The organism is Mycobacterium aquaticum (assembly GCF_002086485.1).
Classification (GTDB): domain Bacteria; phylum Actinomycetota; class Actinomycetes; order Mycobacteriales; family Mycobacteriaceae; genus Mycobacterium; species Mycobacterium aquaticum.
On record NZ_MVHF01000008.1, the window covers coordinates 137,278 to 160,678 of the forward strand.

Here is a 23,401-nt window from a genome sequence, read left to right on the forward strand (position 1 = left end):
TCAGAACACCCGGACCTGACCCTCGAGAACCGGGACGGTCTCGGGCAGCTTGTAGGTCTCGATGCCGTTGCGGAACATGATCGCCTCGCGGGTGTGCTCAGGCAGGTGTTTGACGAGCCAGCGCGGATCGTCGAAGGTCCAGTGCGGATAGTCGCTGCTGTAGAGCAGGATCTTCTCGCATTCCATCCACTCGAACGCCCGGGACAGTTCGGTCTTGTCTTCGGGGTAGTCGAGCGGTTGGGTGGTGAACTTGATGTGGTCCTTGACGTATTCGCTCGGTTTGCGCTTGATGTCCAGCCAGGATTTGCGCGCCGCGTAGATCGCGTCCATGCGCCACATGAGCGGCAGGATCCAGGTGAACGCGTGCTCGACGAACACGATGCGCAGTGTCGGGAAGCGGTCGAAGACACCGTCGAAGATCAGGCTCATCACCTGATTGGCGGCCAGCAACGAGTACGTGACCATGAAATCGTGGTTGTAGCTGGGTAATCCGACCGGGGGGAGGGGTAACGTGTCGAACTCGCCACGCGAGAGGTGGCAGCTCACGGTGATGTCGTGCTTGGTGGCCGCCGCCCACACCGGGTCGTACTTCGGGTCTCCCCACGACGGTCGCGGCTCGGCCTTGATCAGCACTTGAGCCATGTAGGGGTGATCGGCCCACTTCTCGATCTCGGCGACCGCCAGCTGCGGCTCCTCGATGGCCACACACACCGAGCCCCGCCACCGTTGATGCCAGTTGTTGTGGCTGTCGAGCCAGTGATTGGCCAACCACTCGTTGGTCGCGGTGCAGTAGGCCGCGGTGGCCTCGGCCAACCGGCTCTCGGCGTGCGTCGGCTCCAAGATGGCGATGTCGGAGCCGGCCTCCATGATCAACTGGCGCAGCGCCATATCGGGATCGCTGCAGGCGAATTCGCCGTCCGGCGGGAACGCATCGACCCGCATGGCATAGGAGTGCGCGTAATCCGGTGCGTCATAGTAGATCTGCTCACCGACAGGGTGATTGAGGAAGTACTTGCTGCGCCACGGCTCAGGGATGTAGTCGATGAGCTCACCGCGTTTGGGCATGGGGTGTACGTCGGAGTCGACGCACCGGACCGCGATGCGTTCGGCCGCGGGTACTCGTGGGTTCGCTGTGACGGACATGAATCCTCCCTCGCGTACTTCTACCGTGCCGCAACGGCCGACGGTGTGACTGCGCTGTGCAGCCCGTAGAGCTCTGCGGCGTTGCGCCACAACAGCTTGTCCCGCTGCTCGGCGGTGAACCTCGCCGGTACCGTCGGTTCGTTCAGTTGCCAATGCGGGTAACTCGACCCGAACATCACCATGTCTTCCTTGCCCGTCAATTGGAACCATTCACCGGCGAATTCGACGTCGCCGGGCCCGTCGAGCGCGCCCTGGACGAAGTAGACATGGCCGGGCAGATAGTCGCTGGGCATCTTGGGCGCCCACGGTGTCTGCTCGAGATGCGGCCTGCCGAAGCAGTCCATGCGCCACATGAACGGCGTCAACATGTCTGCCGCGCCGTCGGCCCACACGAACTGCAGTGCGGGGGTGCGTTCGAAGAGGCCTTCGGCGATCATGTTCATCAGGTGGTACAGGTAATTCAGCGCCATGAAGCCGAGATACTGTTCGTAGGTTCGGGTTTTGCCCGACGGCGTCGGTGGGAACTGCACGCCCGCACCGCCTTCGATGTGCACCGCCACCGGTAGACCGGCATCGGCGGCAGCGTCCCACAGTGGCCAATACTGCGGCTTGCCGTACAGCTCGCGGGACTGCAGGGGCACGCCGATCTGCACGACGCGCGGATGGTCCTTGTAGCGGTCGATCTCGCGCAATGCGCCGGCGATGTCGTCGGGGTTCACTCGGATGGTGCCGCGGAACCGGTGGCCGTGCGCGTCGTGGTCGAGCCAGCGCGTCACCATCATCTCGTTGTGCGCGTTGGCAAGTGCGGTGCCCAGGTGGCGGTCCGGCATGATGCCGCGGGTCATGGGATGCAGGATCGCGATGTCGACGCCGCGGTCGGCGAACAGGTGCTGTGCGGTCAGATCGGGATCAGAACCGGGGTACTGCCGTTCGGGACCCCTGGCGTGCTTCGCATACTCGCCGCCCGGCGCGCCGTACCAGTTCATCTCGTAATCAGGGAAGCCGCGGCTGGCGAATGGCTCGCGTAGAAAGTTCTGCCTCAGGTCTTTGTTCGACCCGAAGAAGACGTGCACGCTGGCATCGATGACCGGGGTGCTGGTCCCGTCGGGGTGCTGCACTGCCAAGGCTGACCTCCGATGTTCGTCCGGTGCACACGTTGTCGACGGTGTGACCGCGACACCGGACCTTCTGCCAGTTTAGATCCTTATTCTTCAATAGCAAGAATATTGTTCTCCGACCGACCGGTGGCTCCCGCCCAGGTAGACGCTGATGCTGGTCAGTTGCCCAGCGGACCAAGGTGGAGAGACCGTCCTTCTCGGCGGAGAATGCTAGATCATCTGACGAGAATGATATTCTCGCACGGATGTGACAGCCCACAGGAGGCGGCGCGTGCTACTCGAATTCGATGCCGATCAGCGGCTATGGCAGGAAACCGTGCGCGATGCGGTCGGCAAGCAGTGTCCGGCGACGCTGGTCCGGGAGGTCGCCGAGCAGGGGGTTGATCCAGCGGCGCTGTGGCAGAGCTACATCGATCAGGGCTGGACCGAGCTGACCGATCCGCAGAATGCGGTCGAGCTCGCGATCGTGCTCGAAGAGCTGGGTCGGGCCACCGACCTGACTCCCTATCTGTCAACCATGACGCAGTACGCGCCGCTGGCCGGGAGCCGTTTCGACCACGCCGTCGCGGGGACCGCCGTGTACAGCGGGGTGACCGCGCGGCGCGATGACGCGGGCTGGGTGCTCAACGGCACCGCGCACCACGTGCTCGACGGTGACCGTGCACAAGCGCTCGCGGTGGTCACCGACGCAGGGGTGTTCCTGGTGCAGGCCGACAAGGTGGTCACCCGGCGCACACCGGTTTTCGATCCGGTGCTGCACATTGCCGAGGTGACGTTCACGGGCGTGAGTGTGCCCGACACCGATCGCGTGCATGTCGATGCCGAGAAGGCCCGGCACCTGGCCCTGACCGGTATGGCGGTGACGACTGTCGGTGCCTGCCAACGGGTTTTGGACCTCGCGCTCGAACACGTCAAGCAACGCCATCAATTCGGTGTGCCGATCGGATCCTTCCAGGCGGTGCAGCACAAGGCCGTCGACATGCATGTGGCCATCGAACGGGCCCGGGCCCTCGCGTACTTCGCCGCGCTGACCATCGCTGCCGATGATCCACGACGGCGACTGTCCTCGGCGATGGCCAAAGCCGCGGCGGGGGAGTGCCAGGCGGTGGTGTTCCGCCACGGCCTGCAGTTGTTCGGGGCGATGGGATTCACCTGGGAGAACGACGTCCAGTTCGCGCTCAAACGCGCGAAGGCCGGGGAGCTGCTGCTGGGTGGGGCGGCCGAGCACCGCGCGGTGATCGCCGCGGAATACCGCACGACGTACAGGGGGCTCTGAGATGCAACTGACCTTCGATTCCGACGTCGAGGCGTTCCGTGCCGAGTTCACCGCGTTCCTCGACGCGCATCTGCCATCCGAGGCGCAGACTCATGCGCGGCCCCGCTCGGTGTCGCACATGCCGCAGTGGGCCCGCGACTGGCAGCGGCTGCTGTTCGACAACGGCTGGCTACTCCCTGCCCAGCCGCCGGAGTTCGGTGGCCGCAACGCCACCGTTGTGCAGCAGTTCGTGCACCTCGATGAGCTGTGCCGCAGGCGCATCTACCACAGCTTCAATCCCCAGGGTGTCAATATCATTGCCGCGTCGTTGCTTTCGTTCGGATCGGATGAACAGAAGCATCGCTGGGCGGTACCCGTGCTGCGCGGTGAGCGCACGGCGTCGCTGGGCATGAGTGAGCCGAGCGCAGGCAGCGACCTTGCCTCGCTACGCACCCGCGCAGTTCTGGAGGGAGACCACTTCGTCGTCAACGGCCAGAAGGTGTGGACGTCGGGCGCCCACGACGCCGACTTCCTGCTGACTTTCGTCCGTACCGATCCGGACGCGCCCAAACACAAGGGCATCAGCGTGCTGATCATCCCGACCGACACCCCGGGTGTGGTGTGCCGACCGTTCGCCGACATGACCGGACAAGAGAACCTCGACTTCAACGAGGTCTTCTTCACCGACGCGAACGTGCCCGCCGAGAATCTCGTCGGCCCGCTGAACGGTGGTTGGGCTGTGGCCAACGGCTCGCTCGGCCACGAGCGAACCATGATGTGGCTGGGGTTCGCCGACCGCATCGACAACATGCTCGCCGACTTCCATCCCCGCACGGAGCTCGAACGGGACCAGTACGCCACCACCGTCATGGACTATCAAGCATTGCGGGCCATGGGTTCTGCGGCGTTGGCCCGGGCGTCGCGCGGCGAGATGGACACCGCGTCGGTGTCGGTGTTGAAGCTCTTCGGTTCCGAAGCCGAGCGCAGTGCTTTCGAGAACGCGTTGACCGCTGCCGGACCCGACGGACTGGTGCACCCGTCGACGACCGGTCCCTACGAACACATGAACCTCGACCATTACTTCGCCAGCTGGTTCGAGCGTTACGCGCGCAGCTTCGGCGGAACGATCGCCGGTGGCACGTCGGAAATCCAGCGCAACATCATCGCGACCCAGGTGCTCGGATTGCCGCGGCGCTGACTGTCCCCGCTCGCGCGACATGACAAACGGCGGCAGGCATGGACCTACCGCCGTCTGTGCGAAGAACGCGGGATCAGTAGTTGTTGCAGCTACCGGCGATCGAGGTGATCGCACCGAAATACTGCGCGGCCGCCGGGCTGGCCTGCAGCTGTGTCACCGTCTGCTGACGCTGGGCCGGCGGCGACGACAGGAAGCTGCGAAGCGCGCCCTGCGCGAACGGCGACGCGTTGAACTCCTGGGCCAGGTCCGGCCGCTGCGCGGTGAGCGCCGCGACGACCTGGTCATATGTGCACGTGGTGTTGACCACCGCGTCGTACGGCGCAGCAGTTGCGACACCGGCCGAGGCGGGGATTGCGACTGCGAGGCCGCCGACGGCGATCGCGAGTTTCGCGCGCGACAACTTGATCATGTCTTCATACCCCCATCTGGTTCCGCCGGCCCGGCGGCGAGTTTGCTCACACGTCTGTAGAGAAGTGACCTCTGTCGAGGTTAACAGGACTATCGGGGTATGAGGCCGACGTGTTACTGGTGTGAATTGCGCTGATCAGTCGATGACGGCTGTTTCCTTGCGCTCCGTGATCGGCCGCGCGAGTTCCTGTTCATTGCAGATGCGCTGCAACTTCTCCAACGTCTCGTCCAGGCCGGGGCCAAGTCGTTTGCCCGGAGTGAATGTGGCGGGCAGGTTCCGCATGCCCTGGATGACGCCGATGGTGTCGTAGTGCACGGTGCCCTCGGGGTCGCACACGTAGTCGGGCATGCGGTCGAGCACGGCGGTGAGCATCGACTTGAAGACCGTTCGCGCCACGTTCGAACCGACGCAGCGGTGCACCCCGATACCGAAGCTGAAATGCCGGTTGCCCTTGCGGTCGAGGACGACCTCGTTGGGCTTGTCGAACACCGACGGATCCCGGTTCGCCATCGCCCAGGACAGCCACAGGCGCTCGTGCTGCTTGAACTGCTGACCTTCCACCACGACGTCTTCGGAGAAGGTCCGGCCGTCACCGGGCGCCGGGGTGAAGAAGCGCAGAAACTCCTCGGTGGCCGGGTCGAGCAGGGCCGCCCGTTCGGTGCTGAGCCGGGTGCGCTCAGCCGGGTGCTGACCGAGCCACTCCAGGGCATGCGCTGTCAACGCGGTCGTGGTGTCGAATCCACCGCCGATGACCAGGCCCAGGTTGCCCAGGATCTCGATGTCGGGTGCGGGTTCACCGTCGATGCGCAGCTGCAGCATCGCGTTGACCAGACCGGGCCGCGGATTCTGCCGGATCTCCATCATGTTGTTGATGATGTCGATGCCCATCTCGCGGTGCTGCTCGTTGATCTTCTCGCGGTCAGGTGAGTGCTCCGGGGTGTACACCGATGCGTGGGTGGGCTCGCTGTAGACGTTCCACTTCTTGAGCTCGATGCCCATCATGGCGAGGGTGAACACCGCGGGTACCACGTTGGCGAGATGCTCGACGAAATCGATCCGGCCCGACTCGATGTGCTCATCGAGCGCGGCGCGCGTGATCTCGTCGACGAACGGCACCCAGCGTTTGATCGCGGCAGGGGACAGGTACGGGTTGAGCGCCCCGCGGTAGGCGCTGTGCTCGGGCTCGTCCATCTCCAAGATGCCGCCGCGAACGACGGTTGCGCGGCTGGCCTTCGGGATGGTGATGCCCTGATACGGAGTGTTCCCGCTGATGTCGTGATGGTTGGACACCGCGGGGCAGCGGGCCAGCTCGAACACATGCTTGCTGTCGGCGGCCACCCAGTGGCCGTTGTAGGTGTCGGTCCACGCCATGGGGCAGCGGGACTGCATCTCCTCGGTGATCTTCTCGAACTGCACACGGTATTCGGGTGTGTGCCGGTCGAAGTGGTAGGTGTTCTTCTTGCGTTCGTCGTCGGTCGTGACATCGTGCACGCTCACGGCGTTGTCTCCCTAGGTGTTTGGGTCAGTCCTCGATGACGATGGCCTGCTCGGGGCAGGAGTGCGCGGCCTCACGGACCGCGTCCTGTCGGTCGGCAGGCACGACTTCCGACACCGGTGATGCGTGACCGTCCACATCGTCGAGTTCGAACGAGTCGGGCGCGATCATCGAGCACAGGGTGTGGCCCTGGCAGCGACTGGCATCGACCGAAACCTTCACTACACCAACCCCTTTCGAGTCAATCAGCTCACACGTGGTAGTCGTACCACTTGAGGTAGCCGCCCGCGTCGACGCGCAGCTGCATACCGGTGACATAACGCGCTTCGTCGGAGGCCAGCCACAACACGGCGTTGCTGATGTCGACCGGCTCGATCCACGGCACCTTCATGGCCTGCTGGACGTAGAACACCGGTTCGGCGTCGGCCTGCGTCGGGTGCTCGAGGTCGGGGCGAAACGAGCGGTACATCGGTTCGCTCTGCAGCATGTTGGTGTTGCAGTTGGTCGGGTGGATGACGTTGGCCCGGATCCCGCGTGGTGCGAGTTCGGTGGCGATGTCGTGCACGTACTGCGACAGCAGACGTTTGGAGGTCATGTACGCCATTCCGCCCGGGTCGGCGCCCGGGTTGGGCTTGTTGTGCGCGTCCATCAGCGCGGCGGCCGACGCGGTCGCGACGATCGAGGCGCCCTCGGTCAGGTGCGGCAGCGCGACCTGGATCGCGTTGATGGTGCCGACGAGGTTGGTGTTGATGACGTCGGTCCAGGCCTGCAGCGGGGGATTGCCCTTCATTCCGGCGACGCCGGCCTGGGCCACCACGATGTCGACCTTGCCGAGTTCGGCGAGACCTGCCTCGAGCGCGTCCTTCAGTTGGTCGGCGACCCGCACGTCGGCCTGTGCGGTCACGATGCGGCCACCGGCCTTCTCGACGAACCGTGCGGTCTCCTCGAGGTCCTCGGGTGTCGCCATCGCGTACCCGATCGAGTCGACGTTCCGGCAGATGTCGACCGCGATGATGTCGGCGCCCTCTTCGGCCAGTCGGACCGCGTGGCTGCGTCCCTGCCCGCGTGCGGCGCCGGTGACGAAGGCAACCTTGCCGGCCACCCGGCCTTCTGAATTACCCACTGCCCGTGTTCCTTTCGTTAAGTGTTGCGGCCACCGTTGACACCGAGGATCTGGCCGGTGATGTAGCCGGCCTCGTCGGAGATCAAGAAGGCACACGCCGCGGCGATGTCCTCGGGTCTGCCGATGCGCCGCACCGGAGTCGCCTCGATGGTCTTGTCGATATCGCCGAGGTAGCCCTTGTCCGCCGCGGCGCGCAGCATCGGCGTGTCGATGAAACCCGGTGGCACCGCGTTGACGGTGATGCCCGCAGGCCCGTATTCCAGGGCAAGGGTCTTGGTGAGTCCGTTGACCGCCGACTTCGCGGCGACGTACGGCGCCATGTAAGGGGCGCCGGAATGGGTGCTGGACGACGAGATGTTGACGATGCGGCCCCAGCCGGCGTCGATCATCTCCGGTAACACCGCCTGGATGCAGTGGAAGACACCGTTGAGGTTGACGTCGATGACACGCTGCCACCGGTCGAACGACACTTCGGTGAAACGTTGGAAACAGTCCAGCCCGGCGGCGTTGACCAGAACCGAGATCGGGCCGAGCTGTTCGCGTACGGCGTTGAGCGCAGTGTCGACCGCGGTGCGGTCCGTCACGTCGGCGACATGGGCGAATTCATCGTCGGATGGCTGCAGGTCGAGGATGGCGACGTTGAGTCCGTCGGCCCGCAGTCGTGCGACGATCGCCGCGCCGATACCGGAGCCTCCGCCGGTGACGACGGCATTCTTCACAGCAGCACTCCTCGCGCCGGGTCGGCCGCGCGTTTGTCAGGCTTCAAGAATCTTCCTTCCGATTATGAGAACCGTACTCTCGTCATTGTGCACATCGCAAGGTCTGCGCGCTCGCCAGGGGGCGGTCGCGGGCGGTGTCACCGGGGCCACTATGTGCCATGACTAGCCAATCTATCTTTTGCTTGAGTTCTCATGATGCGAATGTATGATTCGCCGGTGATGAGAATGAAGTTTCCGTCACAGTGTGTAAATCGGCGAGGAGGATGATGCAGGAAACGCCCACGATCACGGATACCAAGCAGGCCGACCGGAAGATGTTGATCGGCGGTGAACTGCGCGAGACGCCGCGGACGTTTCCTTCCGTCAACCCTGCGACCGGTGAGGTGCTCGGCTACGCACCCGACGCCACCGTCGCGGATGCCGAAGCCGCCGTCGCCGCCGCGCGGCAAGCCTTCGACACCACGGAGTGGGCGACCGATACCGCGCTGCGCGTGCGCTGTCTCCAACAGTTTCATCAAGCCCTGATCGACCACCGTGACGAACTCGCCGCCCTCACCACGGCAGAGGTGGGTGCGACGGCCGCGCTGTGCGCCGGTGCGCAACTCGACCAGCCCATCGACATCGTGCGGTACTACGCCGAACTCCTGGCGAGCTACCCGCTGACCGAAGACCTCGGCAACATCTCCAGCCGCGGCATGCAGCACCACCGGTGGGTGGAAAAAGAAGCCGCCGGGGTGGTGGCGGCCATCATCGCCTACAACTATCCGAACCAACTGGCGCTGGCCAAGCTGGCCCCGGCACTGGCCGCGGGCTGCACCGTGGTGCTCAAGGCCGCCCCTGACACCCCGCTGATCACGCTGGCGCTCGGCGAGCTGATCGCCGCTCACACCGATATCCCAGCCGGCGTCGTCAACGTCATCAGCGGCGCCGATCCGGCGGTGGGCGCAGTGCTCACCACCGATCCGGCCGTCGACATGGTCACCTTCACCGGTTCGACGCCCACTGGGCGCGCCATCATGGCCGCGGCGAGCGCGACGCTCAAGAAGGTGTTCCTCGAGCTCGGCGGCAAGTCGGCGGCGATCATCCTCGACGATGCCGACTTCAACACCGCCGCACTGTTTTCCGCGTTCAGCATGGTGACGCATGCCGGCCAGGGCTGCGCGCTGACCTCGCGCCTGCTGGTGCCCGCCAAGCATCGCGACGAGATCGTCGAGCTGATCAAGAACAACTTCGGCTTGGTCCGTTTCGGAGATCCGACCGACCCGAAGACCTACATGGGACCGCTGATCAGCGAGAAACAGCGCGACAAGGTCGACGGCATGGTCCAGCGCGCCGTCGCGGCCGGAGCGACGTTGGTGACCGGTGGCGAAAAGGTCGACCCCGGCTTCTTCTACACGCCGACCCTGCTGGCCGACGTCGATCCCGACAGCGAGATCGCGCAGGAGGAAGTCTTCGGACCCGTCCTTGCGGTCATCGCCTACGAAGACGACGACGACGCGGTGCGCATCGCCAACAACTCGATATACGGTTTGTCCGGCGCAGTGTTCGGCAGCGAAGAGCGCGCCCTCGCCATGGCGCGTCGCATCCGTACCGGAACGTTTTCGATCAACGGCGGCAACTACTTCAGCCCGGACAGTCCGTTCGGCGGCTTCAAACAATCCGGCATCGGCCGGGAGATGGGCCGCGCCGGGCTCGAGGAGTTCCTGGAGTCGAAGACGTTCGCGACGGTGGTGTCGTGACCGGGGGCGAGCGGAGCGACGGGGAAATGACCGGGGGCGAGCGGAGCGACGGGGAAATGACCGGCCCTCTGGATGGCATCCGGGTCCTCGAGGTCGCCATGTACGGCTTCGTGCCATCGGCAGGCGCGGTGCTCGGCGAGTGGGGTGCCGATGTCATCAAGGTCGAACACGCCGTCACCGGCGACCCGCAGCGCGGGCTGCGCCAGACCGGGCCGCTGCGCGTGGAAGGCGACCCGAATCCCAACATCGAGCACGCCAACCGCGGCAAACGCAGCATCGGGCTGGACATGTCGGTGCCCGAAGGTCGTGAGGTCCTGCTGGAGCTGGCGCGCCGGGCCGATGTGTTCCTGACCAGCTTCCTGCCCGGGCACCGGCAGAAGTTCGGCATCGATGTCGACGACATCCGCGCGGTGAACCCGAAGATCATCTACGCGCGCGGCAGCGCGCTGGGGCCTCGCGGTGAGGAATCGGTGAAGGGCGGTTACGACATGACCGCCTTCTGGTGTCGGGCCGGTACCGCGGCGACCATCACCCCACCGGGGATCGAAGGCATGATCGGGCCGCCAGGCCCCGCGTACGGCGACACCATCTCGGGCACCAACCTGGCCGGCGGTATTGCGGCAGCGCTTCTCAAACGGGAACGCACCGGCGAGCCGTCGATCGTGGACGTCTCACTGCTGGGCAGTGGACTGTGGTCCATGGGCCACACGTTCGCGCTCACCGGCCACCTCAATCAGCTGATGGTGCAACCACCTCCGGGCGTGCACGGCTCGCCGATCAATCCGCTGGTGGGGCTCTACGCGACCGCGGACGGCCGTTACATCTCGTTCGTGATGATGCAGCCGACGAAGTTCTGGGCCGACGTGTGCCGGCACATGGACCTCGAGCGCTATCTCGACGATCCCCGATTCGCGACGCCCGAATCGTTCGCGGAGAACACCCCGGTTGCCGTCGAGATCCTCAGTGAGGCAATGAAGAAGCGGACGCTTCCGGAATGGAGCGAGCGCTTCGCGACCTTGGCCGGGCCGTGGGCCCCGGTGCAGGACACCCTGCAGGCCGCGCAGGACGCGCAGATCCGGGCCAACGAGTACCTGGTGCAGGCCGGCGAACTGGAGCTCGTCGCGAACCCGGTGCAGTTCGATGTCGCCGCGCCCAGCACGGGGCCTGCGCCCGGGTTCGCCGAGCAGACCGATGAGATCCTCGTCGAACTGGGACTGGACTGGGACCGCATCATCGAGCTCAAGACGGCCGGCGCCGTCACCTGAGCGGCGGACACCATGCCTCATCTCGCGCCCATCGGGATCCACGTGCCGTGTTTGGCCCTGCCGCACCGGCATGGTCCGATAGCATCGGCCCTTTGGTTGCGGTCGAGTAAGCGAGTTTGTCCGGTATCACCGTCGCAAGTGGGGAGACACAGGTGATCCGATGTGAACGACACGCGCGTCCGGCGCCTGCCGGCACCGCTATGGGCAGTGTCGATCGGTGCGCGCGTGTTGGAAATATCCGTTGGGAGACAGCTGAATTCGTCTCCGCTCCTCCCGGCGGTGCACGAATCGGCTTGTCACACAACGCTGGTGGCCCGACCGTGATGTCGACAGTGGCGATCCGGGACCGGAGGGCACATGGCAGATAGATGGTCGTCGGGCATATCGCTGGGCCGCAGCCTGGCGGGCCCGATGCAGGCAGTCGGAGCATTGTTCTCGATGTCGCTGGACGCGATCCGCTTCACGTTCCGCCGTCCGTTCCAGGGCCGCGAGTTCCTGGAGCAGTGCTGGTTCATCACCCGGGTGTCGATGGCTCCCACGCTGTTGGTGGCGATCCCGTTCACGGTCCTGGTGAGTTTCACCCTCAACATCCTGTTGCGTGAACTCGGTGCTGCCGACCTGTCCGGCGCCGGTGCGGCGTTCGGTGCGGTGACCCAGATCGGGCCGATGGTCACAGTGTTGATCGTCGCCGGAGCAGGCGCCACGGCGATGTGTGCCGACCTGGGTTCGCGGACCATCCGGGAAGAGATCGACGCCATGGAGGTGCTCGGGATCAATCCGGTGCAGCGGTTGGTGACCCCGCGAATCCTGGCCTCGGGCCTGGTGGCCCTGCTGCTCAACAGCCTGGTGGTGATCATCGGAATCCTGGGCGGCTACACGTTTTCGGTGTTCATCCAGGACGTCAACCCGGGTGCGTTCGCGGCCGGGATCACCCTGCTGACGGGTGTGCCCGAAGTGATCATCTCGTGCGTCAAGGCAGCGCTGTTCGGTTTGATCGCCGGACTGGTCGCCTGCTACCGCGGGTTGACGATCACCGGCGGTGGCGCCAAGGCGGTGGGGAACGCGGTCAACGAGACAGTGGTGTACGCATTCATGGCCTTGTTCGTCATCAACGTGGTGGTCACCGCCATCGGTATCCGCATGACGGCGCACTGAGGCGGGCAGGGACGCCATGGGGACGTTGACGATTCTGCGGAGCACGTATCCGCGGTTGACCCGCCAGATGAACAAGCCCGTGTCGCTACTTGGGCGCATCGGCGATCACACGTTGTTCTACCTCAAGGCCATTGCCGGAACTCCGCATGCGGCGTTGCACTACCGCCATGAGGTGATCCGGCTGATCGCCGAAATCTCCATGGGCGCGGGCACGTTGGCGATGATCGGCGGCACGGTGGTGATCGTCGGGTTCCTCACCCTGGCCACCGGCGGGACGCTGGCCATCCAGGGCTACTCGTCATTGGGCAACATCGGCATCGAAGCACTCACCGGATTCTTGGCGGCTTTCATCAATGTGCGCATCGCCGCCCCCGTGGTCGCAGGCATCGGGTTGGCGGCCACCTTCGGTGCCGGGGTCACCGCGCAGCTGGGGGCGATGCGGATCAACGAGGAGATCGACGCGCTGGAGGCGATGGCGATCCGGCCCGTGGAATACCTGGTCTCGACGCGCATCGTGGCAGGCATGGTCGCCATCACCCCGCTGTACTCGATCGCGGTCATCCTGTCGTTCTTGGCATCTCAGTTCACCACGGTGGTGTTGCTCGGCCAGTCGGGCGGCCTGTACGACCACTATTTCTACACCTTCCTGAATCCGATCGACCTGCTGTGGTCGTTCCTTCAAGCGATCCTGATGGCCATCACGATCCTGTTGATCCACACCTACTTCGGATACTTCGCCAGCGGCGGCCCGTCGGGTGTCGGTGTCGCCGTGGGCAATGCGGTACGCACCTCGCTGATCATCGTGGTGTCCGTGACGCTGCTCATCTCACTGGCCATCTACGGCTCCAACGGCAACTTCAACCTGTCGGGATAGGGAGAAGAGTTGACACAGAACATCGGCCCGGGCCCGGCGCACCGGTCCGAAACCACCAGTGCGGCAACGCCGGTGGCGGCGCGTCCCGGACGCAGCTTCGGCGTCGGCGGCCACGTCCGCCCGCTGGCCGGTCTGGCCACCGTGGTGGCCCTGGGCCTGGTGGTGCTCGTGGCCATCGGCATGTTCCGGGGCAGCTTCACCACGACCGAGCCGATCACCCTGATCTCGGACCGGGCCGGGCTGGTGATGAACCCCGACGCCAAGGTCAAGATGCGTGGCGTGCAGGTCGGAAAGGTCGCCTCGATCGACTACCGGTCCGACGGCAAAGCTGTGCTGCATCTGGCGATGGATCCAACGCAGCTGCGCCTCATCCCGCAGGATGTTCAGGCGGACATCGCCTCCACCACAGTGTTCGGCGCCAAGTACGTGCAACTGGTCGTGCCGCCGAACTCCTCCACCGACACGTTGCGCCCAGGGCATGTGCTGCAGGGGCAGCACGTCACGGTCGAGATCAACACGGTGTTCCAACAACTCACCCGGGTGCTGGACAAGATCGACCCGGCCAAGCTCAACGAAACCCTCGGCGCCATGTCGGCGGCCTTCGGTGGCCGGGGCAAGCAGATGGGGCAGACGCTGACGGACTTCGAGGCGCTGCTGGCCAAGCTTGAGCCCAGCCTGCCCAACATGTCCCATGACATCGAGTCGATGGCCCCGGTGGCCAATGCCTACGGCGACGCTGCACCGAACCTCGTGCGCACCGTCGACAACACCAACCGCATCAGCGACAGCATCGTCGACGAGCAGACGAATCTCGATGCGTTCCTGGTCAGTTCGATCGGCCTGGCCGACGTCGGCAACGACGTCGTCGGCGCCAACCGTCCCGCGCTGACCGATGTGCTGCACCTGCTGGTACCGACGACAGAGCTGCTCGACAAATACGCGCCCAGCCTCAATTGTGCGCTCGAAGGCATGAACTTCATGCGGTTGCAGCCGCCCCAGATGGATCCGGGTGTGCTGGTCAACGTGGCGTTCACGCTCGGCATCGAGCGGTACCGGTACCCGCAGAACCTGCCCAAGGTGGCGGCCAAGGGCGGTCCGAACTGCATGGGGTTGCCCTACATCGGGTTCGGCAACAGGGCGAAGTACCTCGTCACCGACACCAACGCCAATCCCTGGCAGTACGGAAACCAGGGGATCCTGCTCAACTCCGACGGCCTCAAACAGATCCTCTTCGGCCCGCTGGACGGGCCACCGCGCAACACCGCACAGATCGGACAGCCGGGATGACGCGCGGCAGAAGCACTTTCATCAAGTTCGCTGTCTTCGCCGTGGTGATGGCGGTGCTCACCGCGTTTCTGTTCATGACGTTCTCGCAGTACCGCGGCGGTTCCTACAACACCTATTCGGCGGTGTTCGGCGACGCGTCGCGCCTGAAAGGCGGTGACACCGTGCGGGTCGCAGGTGTGCGGGTCGGAACGGTGAAAGACGTTTCGCTGCAGCCGGACCGGTCGGTCCGCGTCGAGTTCGAAGCCGACCGCAACATCGCGCTGACCACCGGAACCAAGGCCGCGGTGCGGTATCTCAACCTCGTCGGTGACCGCTATCTGGAGCTGATGGACAGTCCCGGCTCGACCAAGTTGCTGCCGGCCGGCTCTCAGATCCCGAAGGACCGCACCGCAAGTGCGCTCGACCTCGACCTGCTGCTGGGCGGCCTGCGTCCGGTGATCCAGGGCCTCAATCCCCAGGACGTCAACGCGCTGACATCGTCGTTGATCCAGATCCTGCAGGGCCAGGGCGATTCGCTGGACTCGCTGATGAACCGGACCTCGTCGTTCTCGAACACGTTGGCGGACAACGATCAGGTGATCCAACAGCTGATCGACAATCTCAACACCGTGGTGGGGACGCTCGGCAAGGACGGCGGCAAGTTCTCCACCACGATCGACCGGCTCGAGCAGTTGGTCAGCGGGCTCTCGCAGGACCGTGATCCGATCGGCACCGCCATCACATCACTGGACAACGGGACCGCGTCGATCGCGAGCCTGCTCACGCAGGCCCGCCCGCCGCTGAAGGGCAGCGTCGAGCAGCTCAACCGGGTGGCCACCCTTCTCGACGACCAGAAGGCGACGCTGGACAGTGGGTTGCAGAAAGCTCCCGACAACTACCGCAAGCTTGCGCGGCTGGGCTCATACGGCAGCTGGATCATGTACTACATCTGCGGAATCTCGCTGCGGGTCACCGATCTGCAGGGCCGCACCGCGGTGTTCCCCATGATCAAACAAGAAGGCGGAAGGTGCGGGGAGCCCTGATGCTGAAGTACCGCGAATCGAATCTCGTCAAGGCCGGCTTCATCGGCACTGTGCTGATCATTCTCGTCATTGCGGTCGGGCTGCAGCCGGAAAGGTTGCTGCAGTGGGCCACGTCGTTGCGTCATCAGGCGCTGTTCACCGAGGGCGGCGGCATCGCGGTCGGCAACGACGTCACGTTGTCGGGCATCAAGGTCGGCAAGGTCACCGATGTGTCGCTGCGCAACGGAGATGCCCTCGTCACCTTCACCACCGACGGCAAGTACCCGCTGGGGTCGCTGACCACAGCGCACATCCGCACCGGCTCGCTGCTGGGCGAGCGCGTGCTGACCCTGGAGTCCGACGGCAGCGGGACATTGTGTACCACGGACGTGATCCCGACCTCACGCACGTCCTCGCCATACTCCCTGACCGATGCCGTCAGCGATCTGACGACCAATTCGGCAGGCACCGACACGGCATCGCTGAACCAGTCGCTGGACACCCTTTCGGCGACCATCGACCAACTGGCCCCCCGGCTGGGTCCCACCTTCGACGGCCTGAGCCGCCTCTCGCGTTCGATCAACAGCCGCAACGAGAGTCTGTCCGCGCTGCTCAAGAGCGCCGGCGACGTCACCACCGTGCTGGCGCAGCGCAGCGATCAGCTCAACACCCTGATCCTCAACGCCAACGACCTGGTGGGCGTCCTCAACGAACGTCGTGAGGCCATCGTGGACCTGCTGGCCAATACCGCCGCGGTGTCCCAACAACTCACCGGTTTGGTGGCCGACAACGAGGCACAACTGGCACCGACACTGGAACGGCTCAACCGGGTGACCGCGGTGCTGGAGAACAACCGGGACAACATCGCCAAGGCGCTGCCCAACATCAAGAAGTTCATGCTGTCGCAGGGCGAAACCCTGGCCAACGGGCCGTATTACAACGCGTATGTGCCCAATCTGCAACCGGCCCAGCTGATGCAGCCGTTCCTCGACTACGCGTTCGGGTTCCGGCGCGGCGTCAATGCCGGTCAACCACCGGACAACGCCGGGCCACGAGCCGAATTGCCGCTGCCGTACAACGGGATTCCGGGAGGGTCACGCTGATGAACCGCAACGGGATGGCGAAGCTCCTGGCGGTGGCGCTGGTGGCGTTGCTCGTCGTCGGCGCCGGATTCCTGGTCCGTCAGCTGTATTTCGCCCCGAAGACCATATCGGCACTGTTCACGTCGGCAACGGGCATCTACCCGGGTGACGACGTGCGGGTGTCCGGAGTCAAGGTGGGCACGATCGCGTCGATCGCACCCGAGGGCACGCAAACCAGGCTGACGCTCAGGGTCGACCGCGATGTGCCGGTGCCTGCCGACGCCAAGGCTGTGATCGTCGCGCAGAACCTGGTCGCCGCGCGGTACGTGCAACTGGCGCCGGCCTACCGCTCGAGCGGCCCGACGCTGCCTGACAACGCGGTGATCGGCCTGGACCACACCGCCGTGCCCGTGGAATGGGACCAGGTCAAAGAGCAGCTCATGCGGCTGGCCACGGACCTGGGTCCCAAGAGCGGGGTCGACGGCACGTCGGTGTCCCGGTTCATCGACAGCGCCGCCAATGCGATGGACGGCAACGGAGACAAGTTGCGCCAGACCATAACTCAGCTCTCCGGCGTCGCGCGCATCCTGGCCGAGGGCAGCGGCAACATCGTCGACATCATCAAGAACCTGCAGACATTCGTCACCGCACTGCGCGACAGCAACGAGCAGGTGGTGTCGTTCCAGAACCGGCTGGCCACCCTCACCAGCGTCATCGACGGCAGCCGGTCCGACCTCGACGCGGCGCTGAAGAACCTGTCGGTCGCGGTCGTCGAGGTGCAGCGGTTCGTCGCAGGTACCCGCAACCAGACCTCCGAGCAGGTCCAGCGCCTGGCCAACGTGACGCAGAACCTCGTCGACCACAAGATCGACGTCGAGAACATCCTGCACATCGCGCCGAACGCGTTCATCAACGGCTACAACATCTACAACCCGGACACCGGCAGCGCGGTGGGCCAGTTCGTGCTGAACAACTTCTCCAACCCGGTGCAGTTCATCTGCGGCGCAATCGGAGCCGTCGAGAACACGACCGCACCGGAGACCGCAAAACTCTGTTCGCAGTACATGGGACCGGCCCTGCGGTTGCTGAACTTCAACTACCTGCCGTTCCCGATCTCGCCGTACCTGATGCCGTCGGCCAACCCCGCGAACATCCTCTATTCCGAGCCTGGGCTGGCACCCGGCGGCGACGGCGGGGCGCCCACCGCGCCGGAGGCGCCGCCGACGCTCTCGGCGTACAACCCGGGTCCGCCTCCGCCGGCACCGTATACGGGCAGGCCGCCAGGGACGCCGCCGCCCGGCGCGCAGCAGATGCTGCCCGAAGGGCGTCCTGTCGAGCAGCCCAGCGTGCCGTCCTCCGTGCGGGACATGCTCACCCCGGCAGGCCCCCCAGACGGTGCCACGACAGGGCCGGCTCCCGGCCCTGCGAACCCGCCGACCGGAGCGCCGCTGCCTGCGGAAGCGCCGCAACCCGCAGAAGGGACGCCACCAGCATGAGCAGGGCAAAACCGGTACGGCTGGCGATTGCCGTCGGGTCATGCGTCGCGTTGACCGCGAGCGGCTGCGCCTTCCAGGGCGTCAACTCGCTGCCGTTGCCGGGTGCGGTCGGGCGAGGCTCCGAAGCCACCGTCTACCACGTCGAAATCGCGAATGTTGCCACGCTGGAACCGAACTCACCGGTCATGATGAATGATGTCGTGATCGGCAGCGTGCGCTCCCTGGGGGTCAGCAACTGGCACGCCGACGTCGAGTTCTCGGTGCAGCCGGGCACGGTGATACCCGCCAACGCCATCGCCAGCATCGGGCAGACCAGTCTGCTGGGCTCGATGCACCTGGCCATCAATCCGCCGGTGGGCCAAGCGCCGGAAGGCAAACTCCCTGCAGGAGCGACCATTCCGTTGAACGACTCGTCGACCTATCCGACCACCGAGCAGACCCTTGGGTCGCTCGCCGCAGTGGTCAACGGCGGCGGGCTCGGGCAGGTCGGCGATGTCATCCACAACTTCAGTGCCGCGCTGGACGGCCGGGAAGGCGACATCCGTTCACTCATCACGCGACTCGACACGTTCGTCGGCACCCTGGATGCCCAGCGGGACAACATCGTCGCGAGCATCCAGGGGCTCAACCGGTTGGCGACGACGTTCGCCGGTCAGCGCGACGTCATCACCCGGGCACTGGACAAGATTCCACCGGCTCTCGACGTGCTGATCAGGGAACGGCCCCGGCTCACGACGGCATTGCAGAAACTGGGGACGTTCAGCGACACCGCAAACCGATTCGTCAACGATTCGCAGGCCGACCTGGTCGCGAATCTGAAGAACATGGAACCGGCGTTCAAAGCGCTGGCCGACGTCGGCCCCGACCTCGCTGCGGTCCTGGAGTACGCGGTGCACTTCCCGTTCACCCAGAGCTTCATGGACCGGGCCATCCGTGGCGACTACTACAACCTGTTCGCCACCATCGACCTCACCGTCCCGCGGCTGAAGCACACCCTGATGTTGGGCACGCGCTGGGCGCAGGAGGATGCGGGACTGGTTCCGGCGCCGGGTGATCCGCAATATCTGAACTACACCTACGATCCGCTCAAGACCGGGTTGAACCCGCCACCGCCGGGGGCCTTCCCGCCGGCACCGGACGCGCCGCCGCCCGGCGAAGCGCCGCCACCACTACCGCCGCCTGCCGCGACCGGACCGATCCTGCCGGTGGCGCCGCCCGCGCCGCTGCCGATCCCCGGTGCCCCGGCTCCGGACACGGCGCCGGCACCGGGCACACCGGCTCCGATATTCGCCGGACCTTATGGGGGGCACTGATGCTCACACGTTTCGTCCGTACCCAGCTGGTCCTCTTCACGGTTGCCTCGATCGTGGGGGTCGCGGTGATGCTGTTCGCCTACATGCAGGTGCCCACGCTGGTGGGCCTCGGCCGGATCACCGTCAAGGTGGAACTGCCGGCCACCGGGGGGCTCTATCAGTTCAGCAATGTCACCTACCGTGGCTCCCAGATCGGCAAGGTCACGTCGGTCGATCTGACCGACAAGGGTGCGGTGGCCACGTTGTCACTGGACCGGTCGCCCAAGGTGCCTGCCGACCTGCAGGCACAGGTCCGCAGCATGTCGGCGGTGGGGGAGCAGTACATCGACCTGCTGCCGCGCACGGACTCACCACCCTACCTTCAGGACGGATCGGTTGTCGCCATGTCCGACACCACGATTCCGCAGCAGGTCGGCCCGATGCTCGATCAGCTCAGCGCTCTGGTGGACACCATTCCCAAGGACAAGCTGAGCCAGTTGCTCGATGAGTCATTCAACGCGTTCAACGGCACCGGATACGACTTCGGCTCGCTGCTGGATTCGGCGTCGACCATCACCCGGGACGCCAACGCGGTTTCGGACCACACACGCACGTTGATCGACGACTCCGGTCCGTTCCTCGACGCGCAAGCCCAGACCACCGATTCGATCCGGACGTGGGCGGCGAGCCTGGCCGGCGTGACCGATCAGGTTTCCAACAATGACCCGCAGTTCCGGTCGATCTTGCGCAACGGTCCGGGATTCGCCAGCGAGACATCGCAATTGCTGCAGCAGATCAAGCCGACACTGCCGGTGCTGTTGGCGAACCTGTCCACCTTCGGTCAGATCGCGGTGACCTACAACCCGTCGCTCGAGCAGATCCTGGTGCTACTGCCGCCGTACGTCGCCCAGATACAGACTTATGCGCCGACCAACAGTCCAACGGGTCTGCCCAACGGCGACTTCTCGCTGGGCCTCGGCGACCCCCCGGCCTGTACCGTCGGATTCCTTCCGCCGTCAGCATGGCGGTCACCGTCGGATACCTCGGTGATCGACACCCCGGACAACATCTATTGCAAGCTCCCGCAGGATTCCCCGATCGGTGTGCGCGGCGCACGTAACTACCCGTGCATGGGACACCCGGGCAAACGGGCGCCGACCGTCGAATTGTGTGACGATCCAAGGGGATTCCAGCCCCTTGCGCAGCGGCAACACGCGCTCGGCCCCTATCCGATCGACCCGAACCTGGTATCGCAGGGTATTCCGCTGGATCAGCGGGTGTTGCCCGACAACAACATCTTCGGGCCGCTGGGGGGCACGCCACTGCCGCCCGGAGTTTCCGCGCCGCCTCCCGGCGCCGCGCCGCAGGCGCAGCCGCCGGCCAGCTTCCCCGGCATGCCCCCGGGTCCGTTGTTGCCCGGTCAGCCGATCTACACCGAGCCTCCGGTGCCGGGGCAACCTGCACCGCCTGCGCCTGACCCGAATGCGGTTCCGCTGGCCCCTGCGCAGCGTCCCGAGGCCTCCGAGGTCCCGGTGCCGCACGGACCTGCGTTGCCCGGGCCGGAACAACCCGACGGCAGCGCCCCGGCCGCAGCACCGAGTGCATTCCACGGCAGCCCAGCGGGCCCGTCGGTGGCGATCGCCAAGTACGACCCGCGCACCGGTCAGTACATGGGCAGCGACGGCAAGCTGTACCAGCAGGCCAACCTCGCCACGACACCGAAGTCGTGGCAGGACCTCATGCCCAATTGATCAGTGGCCGAGCGCTTCTGGTGTCAGAGCTTCTTCATGTAGAACGGCATCCGGATCACCGGCCACTGGTTGCGGCCACACGAGCCGCTGGCGCCGACGGTGATGCTCTCCCCGGCGTACTCGGTGGATGCGAGGTCCACATGTGCGTCGGCGCCGACGGGATACAGCTTGTGGGTCTCCAGCCCCTCGATGGGGGTGCCGTCGGCGCAGAATCGCCACTGGGGCACAACGCGTTTGACGTACCACAGGCCATTCGTGGTGTAGATGGGGGCGGTCCAGCCCGCGTCGCTGCTGACCGTGCCCGCGCAGTCGGTGGGCGAGGTGCACGACGTGCTCACGGTCCAGGTGCTCCGAACCGATGGCTGGTTCTCGTAGCGCTCGTTGATCTTGGCCCAGTCCCCGTTGTCCGATGTGGCGAACGTGCCGTTGATGCCCCAATCGTCCGACGCGCCGGCCGGTGCGGCCCCGCTGAGGCCGACCCATGCCGCCGCGGCCACCACTGCCACGGTCGCCCTTATCTTCGACGCCGACATGGAGCCACTCCTTTGGCAGTGGAAGTCACGTTCTCAATGAGCGAGAATAACACTATCGAGGCTGGCTCATTCTCTCATCGCCAGAGACGTTGCGTAGTAATATTCTCGAATACCGAGAGTTTCATTTTCACCTATGCGAGGGTAGAGACGTGCGTGTGACCGTGATCGCGGCCGCTTCGGCGATTGTCGCCGCGACAATCGCTGCGCCGCAGGCGAATGCGGGGCCACAAACATGCAATGACGCCTTCTGCGTGCCGGGTATCGACGGGAATGCCGAACTCGGGGCGCCATGCGCGAACACGTCCTATTACGTCTTCGGCGTCGACGGTCGCAACGGATGGGGCCGGCTGCTGTTCTGCGGTTCGCCGCGACGGTATGACCCGAGGTGGTTCCGGTCGCCGCCGATGGCCGGTATTCGTGACGAGGGCAGCCTCTGCACGACCGAGATGGATCAGGTGGCCCAGGCTCCTGACGGCCTGTTCCTGACTTGTGTACCGATGAACGGTGATTCGCGTTGGCGGCGCGGCGACGCGTAGTCGCCTCCGGTCACCAGTTGCGAATCGAGCAGAGCACGCCCTTTGCGCCGCTGCTGGTCTTGACGACCGTACCGTCTACGGCCAGTTCGCAATTGAAGCCAGGCGTAGGTGTATTCGGCGACTCGCCGCTCTGCGCCAGCACCATGGCCCACAGGTCCGGATCGGCGAGCATCGCGTCGAACACCCAGGGCTTGTTCGGGGCGAGATCAGCCTCGGCCCGCGGGCTGAACTCATATGGATTGTGGCTGTAGTCCGACCACGTCGGCGGATCGGTGTCGCGGTAGTAGATGTGGGCGTAGAACGGGGCATTCGCGGTCACTGTGTAGCGGACATGGTGCAGCACCGGATCGTCGTCGGCCGACGCCGGTGTCGCGGTGGCGCCCATGGCGAGCGCGAGCGCTGTGGTCACGGCCAATATCGCGCGCATCGTCACATCCTGATCAGCGTGAACGGATAGGTCAGTGTGCCGCCCGGCGCGCCGTCGCACCCGGCGTCGAACGTCGACACCATATCGCCGGCAAGGGTGTTCGCATCCCAGGTGTAGACATCGTGGGTGGGGATCGTGGGCCCGTAATAGATGTCCCCGCAACGCAATCCGAACGGATCGTCGACGATCATGGTGTAGCGCCCGTCCGACAGATTCGCCTCCACATGGGAATACGCGGCCTTGGCGACCGGCTGCGGAGTTGTGACGACGCTGATGCAGCTGTATCTGTCGGGGGCGCCCTGGGTCTGGCACGGAGCCAGGGCCGACCAGATCCAGGTGTGGAAGTCCCGCCGGTCCGGCATGTTGAGCACGTAGTTGCCGTAGTACATGGCCGAAGCCGGGGGAGCCAAGGCGACCGCGACTGCCACGCCCAGCGCTGCGGCCGTCACGGTGGTCAACGAAGGTGACTTCACAGGCTCCTCCACGCGTCCGGCACTGCTCGG

At 65.3% G+C, this 23,401-nt stretch carries 23 protein-coding genes; 13 read left to right on the top strand and 10 right to left on the bottom strand.

The genetic code is table 11. The features are described from left to right. Together BST13_RS11225 and BST13_RS11230 are read right to left on the bottom strand one after the other, a co-directional pair. Positions 1–1,143, bottom strand: a complete 1,143-nt coding sequence (locus BST13_RS11225; protein ID WP_083163698.1) for an amidohydrolase family protein — start codon at positions 1,141–1,143, stop codon at positions 1–3. A gap of 20 nt (positions 1,144–1,163) precedes the next feature. Beyond that, complete coding sequence (locus tag BST13_RS11230; RefSeq protein WP_083163701.1) at positions 1,164–2,267, bottom strand: amidohydrolase family protein; 1,104 nt, start codon at positions 2,265–2,267, stop codon at positions 1,164–1,166. A gap of 265 nt (positions 2,268–2,532) precedes the next feature. Here BST13_RS11230 and BST13_RS11235 point away from each other — a divergent pair, with 265 nt between their 5' ends. Together BST13_RS11235 and BST13_RS11240 are read left to right on the top strand one after the other, a co-directional pair. Then, a complete protein-coding gene (locus BST13_RS11235) occupies positions 2,533–3,537 on the top strand; it encodes an acyl-CoA dehydrogenase family protein (protein WP_083163703.1) in 1,005 nt (334 codons plus the stop codon). A gap of 1 nt (position 3,538) precedes the next feature. Continuing rightward, positions 3,539–4,714: an acyl-CoA dehydrogenase family protein gene (locus BST13_RS11240; protein WP_083163706.1), complete on the top strand. Its 1,176-nt coding sequence runs from the start codon at positions 3,539–3,541 to the stop codon at positions 4,712–4,714. Positions 4,715–4,787: 73 nt separating this feature from the next. Here the strand turns inward: BST13_RS11240 and BST13_RS11245 are convergent, their stop codons facing one another. The 5 genes from BST13_RS11245 to BST13_RS11265 all read right to left on the bottom strand — a co-directional run bounded on the left by BST13_RS11245 (position 4,788) and on the right by BST13_RS11265 (position 8,460). Continuing rightward, positions 4,788–5,120: a hemophore-related protein gene (locus BST13_RS11245; protein ID WP_245839521.1), complete on the bottom strand. Its 333-nt coding sequence runs from the start codon at positions 5,118–5,120 to the stop codon at positions 4,788–4,790. A 138-nt stretch (positions 5,121–5,258) separates the two neighbouring features. Then, a complete protein-coding gene (locus BST13_RS11250) occupies positions 5,259–6,620 on the bottom strand; it encodes a cytochrome P450 (protein WP_083163711.1) in 1,362 nt (453 codons plus the stop codon). A 25-nt stretch (positions 6,621–6,645) separates the two neighbouring features. Beyond that, positions 6,646–6,840 (bottom strand): ferredoxin, encoded by a 195-nt coding sequence (locus tag BST13_RS11255; RefSeq protein ID WP_083163713.1) that lies wholly within the window; start codon positions 6,838–6,840, stop codon positions 6,646–6,648. 28 nt (positions 6,841–6,868) lie between these two features. Further along, positions 6,869–7,741 carry a mycofactocin-coupled SDR family oxidoreductase gene (locus BST13_RS11260; RefSeq protein ID WP_083163716.1) on the bottom strand — a complete coding sequence of 291 codons (873 nt, stop codon included), beginning with the start codon at positions 7,739–7,741 and terminating at the stop codon, positions 6,869–6,871. A gap of 17 nt (positions 7,742–7,758) precedes the next feature. Next, positions 7,759–8,460: an SDR family NAD(P)-dependent oxidoreductase gene (locus BST13_RS11265; protein WP_083163719.1), complete on the bottom strand. Its 702-nt coding sequence runs from the start codon at positions 8,458–8,460 to the stop codon at positions 7,759–7,761. A 266-nt stretch (positions 8,461–8,726) separates the two neighbouring features. On the opposite strand from BST13_RS11265, the gene BST13_RS11270 reads away from it, so the two are divergent. From BST13_RS11270 to BST13_RS11315, 10 genes are all read left to right on the top strand, one after another. Next, entirely contained in the window at positions 8,727–10,199 is a 1,473-nt protein-coding gene (locus BST13_RS11270; RefSeq protein ID WP_083163907.1) for an aldehyde dehydrogenase family protein, read from the top strand. A 56-nt stretch (positions 10,200–10,255) separates the two neighbouring features. Beyond that, positions 10,256–11,464, top strand: coding sequence for a CaiB/BaiF CoA transferase family protein (locus BST13_RS11275; RefSeq protein WP_083163721.1), 1,209 nt, complete (start codon positions 10,256–10,258; stop codon positions 11,462–11,464). A 357-nt stretch (positions 11,465–11,821) separates the two neighbouring features. Further along, positions 11,822–12,619, top strand: coding sequence for an MlaE family ABC transporter permease (locus BST13_RS11280; RefSeq protein ID WP_083163724.1), 798 nt, complete (start codon positions 11,822–11,824; stop codon positions 12,617–12,619). 16 nt (positions 12,620–12,635) lie between these two features. Beyond that, complete coding sequence (locus tag BST13_RS11285; RefSeq protein WP_083163726.1) at positions 12,636–13,493, top strand: MlaE family ABC transporter permease; 858 nt, start codon at positions 12,636–12,638, stop codon at positions 13,491–13,493. 9 nt (positions 13,494–13,502) lie between these two features. Next, positions 13,503–14,780 carry an MCE family protein gene (locus tag BST13_RS11290; protein ID WP_083163729.1) on the top strand — a complete coding sequence of 426 codons (1,278 nt, stop codon included), beginning with the start codon at positions 13,503–13,505 and terminating at the stop codon, positions 14,778–14,780. Further along, entirely contained in the window at positions 14,777–15,802 is a 1,026-nt protein-coding gene (locus tag BST13_RS11295) for an MCE family protein (RefSeq protein ID WP_083163731.1), read from the top strand. Before BST13_RS11290 ends, BST13_RS11295 begins: the two co-directional genes overlap by 4 nt. Next, positions 15,802–16,884, top strand: a complete 1,083-nt coding sequence (locus tag BST13_RS11300; protein WP_083163734.1) for an MCE family protein — start codon at positions 15,802–15,804, stop codon at positions 16,882–16,884. The genes BST13_RS11295 and BST13_RS11300 overlap by 1 nt, the downstream gene beginning before the upstream one ends. After that, a complete protein-coding gene (locus BST13_RS11305; RefSeq protein WP_083163736.1) occupies positions 16,884–18,359 on the top strand; it encodes an MCE family protein in 1,476 nt (491 codons plus the stop codon). Before BST13_RS11300 ends, BST13_RS11305 begins: the two co-directional genes overlap by 1 nt. Continuing rightward, positions 18,356–19,672, top strand: a complete 1,317-nt coding sequence (locus BST13_RS11310; RefSeq protein WP_083163739.1) for an MCE family protein — start codon at positions 18,356–18,358, stop codon at positions 19,670–19,672. The genes BST13_RS11305 and BST13_RS11310 overlap by 4 nt, the downstream gene beginning before the upstream one ends. After that, the gene (locus BST13_RS11315; RefSeq protein ID WP_083163741.1) at positions 19,672–21,402 is read left to right on the top strand and encodes an MCE family protein; all 1,731 of its coding nucleotides are present in this window, start codon (positions 19,672–19,674) and stop codon (positions 21,400–21,402) included. The genes BST13_RS11310 and BST13_RS11315 overlap by 1 nt, the downstream gene beginning before the upstream one ends. Before the next feature lie 23 nt (positions 21,403–21,425). Here BST13_RS11315 and BST13_RS11320 read toward each other — a convergent pair whose 3' ends face one another. Further along, positions 21,426–21,935, bottom strand: a complete 510-nt coding sequence (locus BST13_RS11320; protein ID WP_083163744.1) for an Rv2253/PknI dimerization domain-containing protein — start codon at positions 21,933–21,935, stop codon at positions 21,426–21,428. Positions 21,936–22,084: 149 nt separating this feature from the next. Between BST13_RS11320 and BST13_RS11325 the strand changes: the two genes are divergently transcribed. Further along, positions 22,085–22,471: a hypothetical protein gene (locus BST13_RS11325; RefSeq protein WP_211296064.1), complete on the top strand. Its 387-nt coding sequence runs from the start codon at positions 22,085–22,087 to the stop codon at positions 22,469–22,471. A 10-nt stretch (positions 22,472–22,481) separates the two neighbouring features. Here BST13_RS11325 and BST13_RS11330 read toward each other — a convergent pair whose 3' ends face one another. Together BST13_RS11330 and BST13_RS11335 are read right to left on the bottom strand one after the other, a co-directional pair. Continuing rightward, entirely contained in the window at positions 22,482–22,898 is a 417-nt protein-coding gene (locus BST13_RS11330; RefSeq protein WP_083163746.1) for a hypothetical protein, read from the bottom strand. A gap of 2 nt (positions 22,899–22,900) precedes the next feature. Continuing rightward, the gene (locus tag BST13_RS11335) at positions 22,901–23,371 is read right to left on the bottom strand and encodes a hypothetical protein (RefSeq protein WP_083163911.1); all 471 of its coding nucleotides are present in this window, start codon (positions 23,369–23,371) and stop codon (positions 22,901–22,903) included. Between the last annotated feature and the right edge of the window lie 30 nt (positions 23,372–23,401).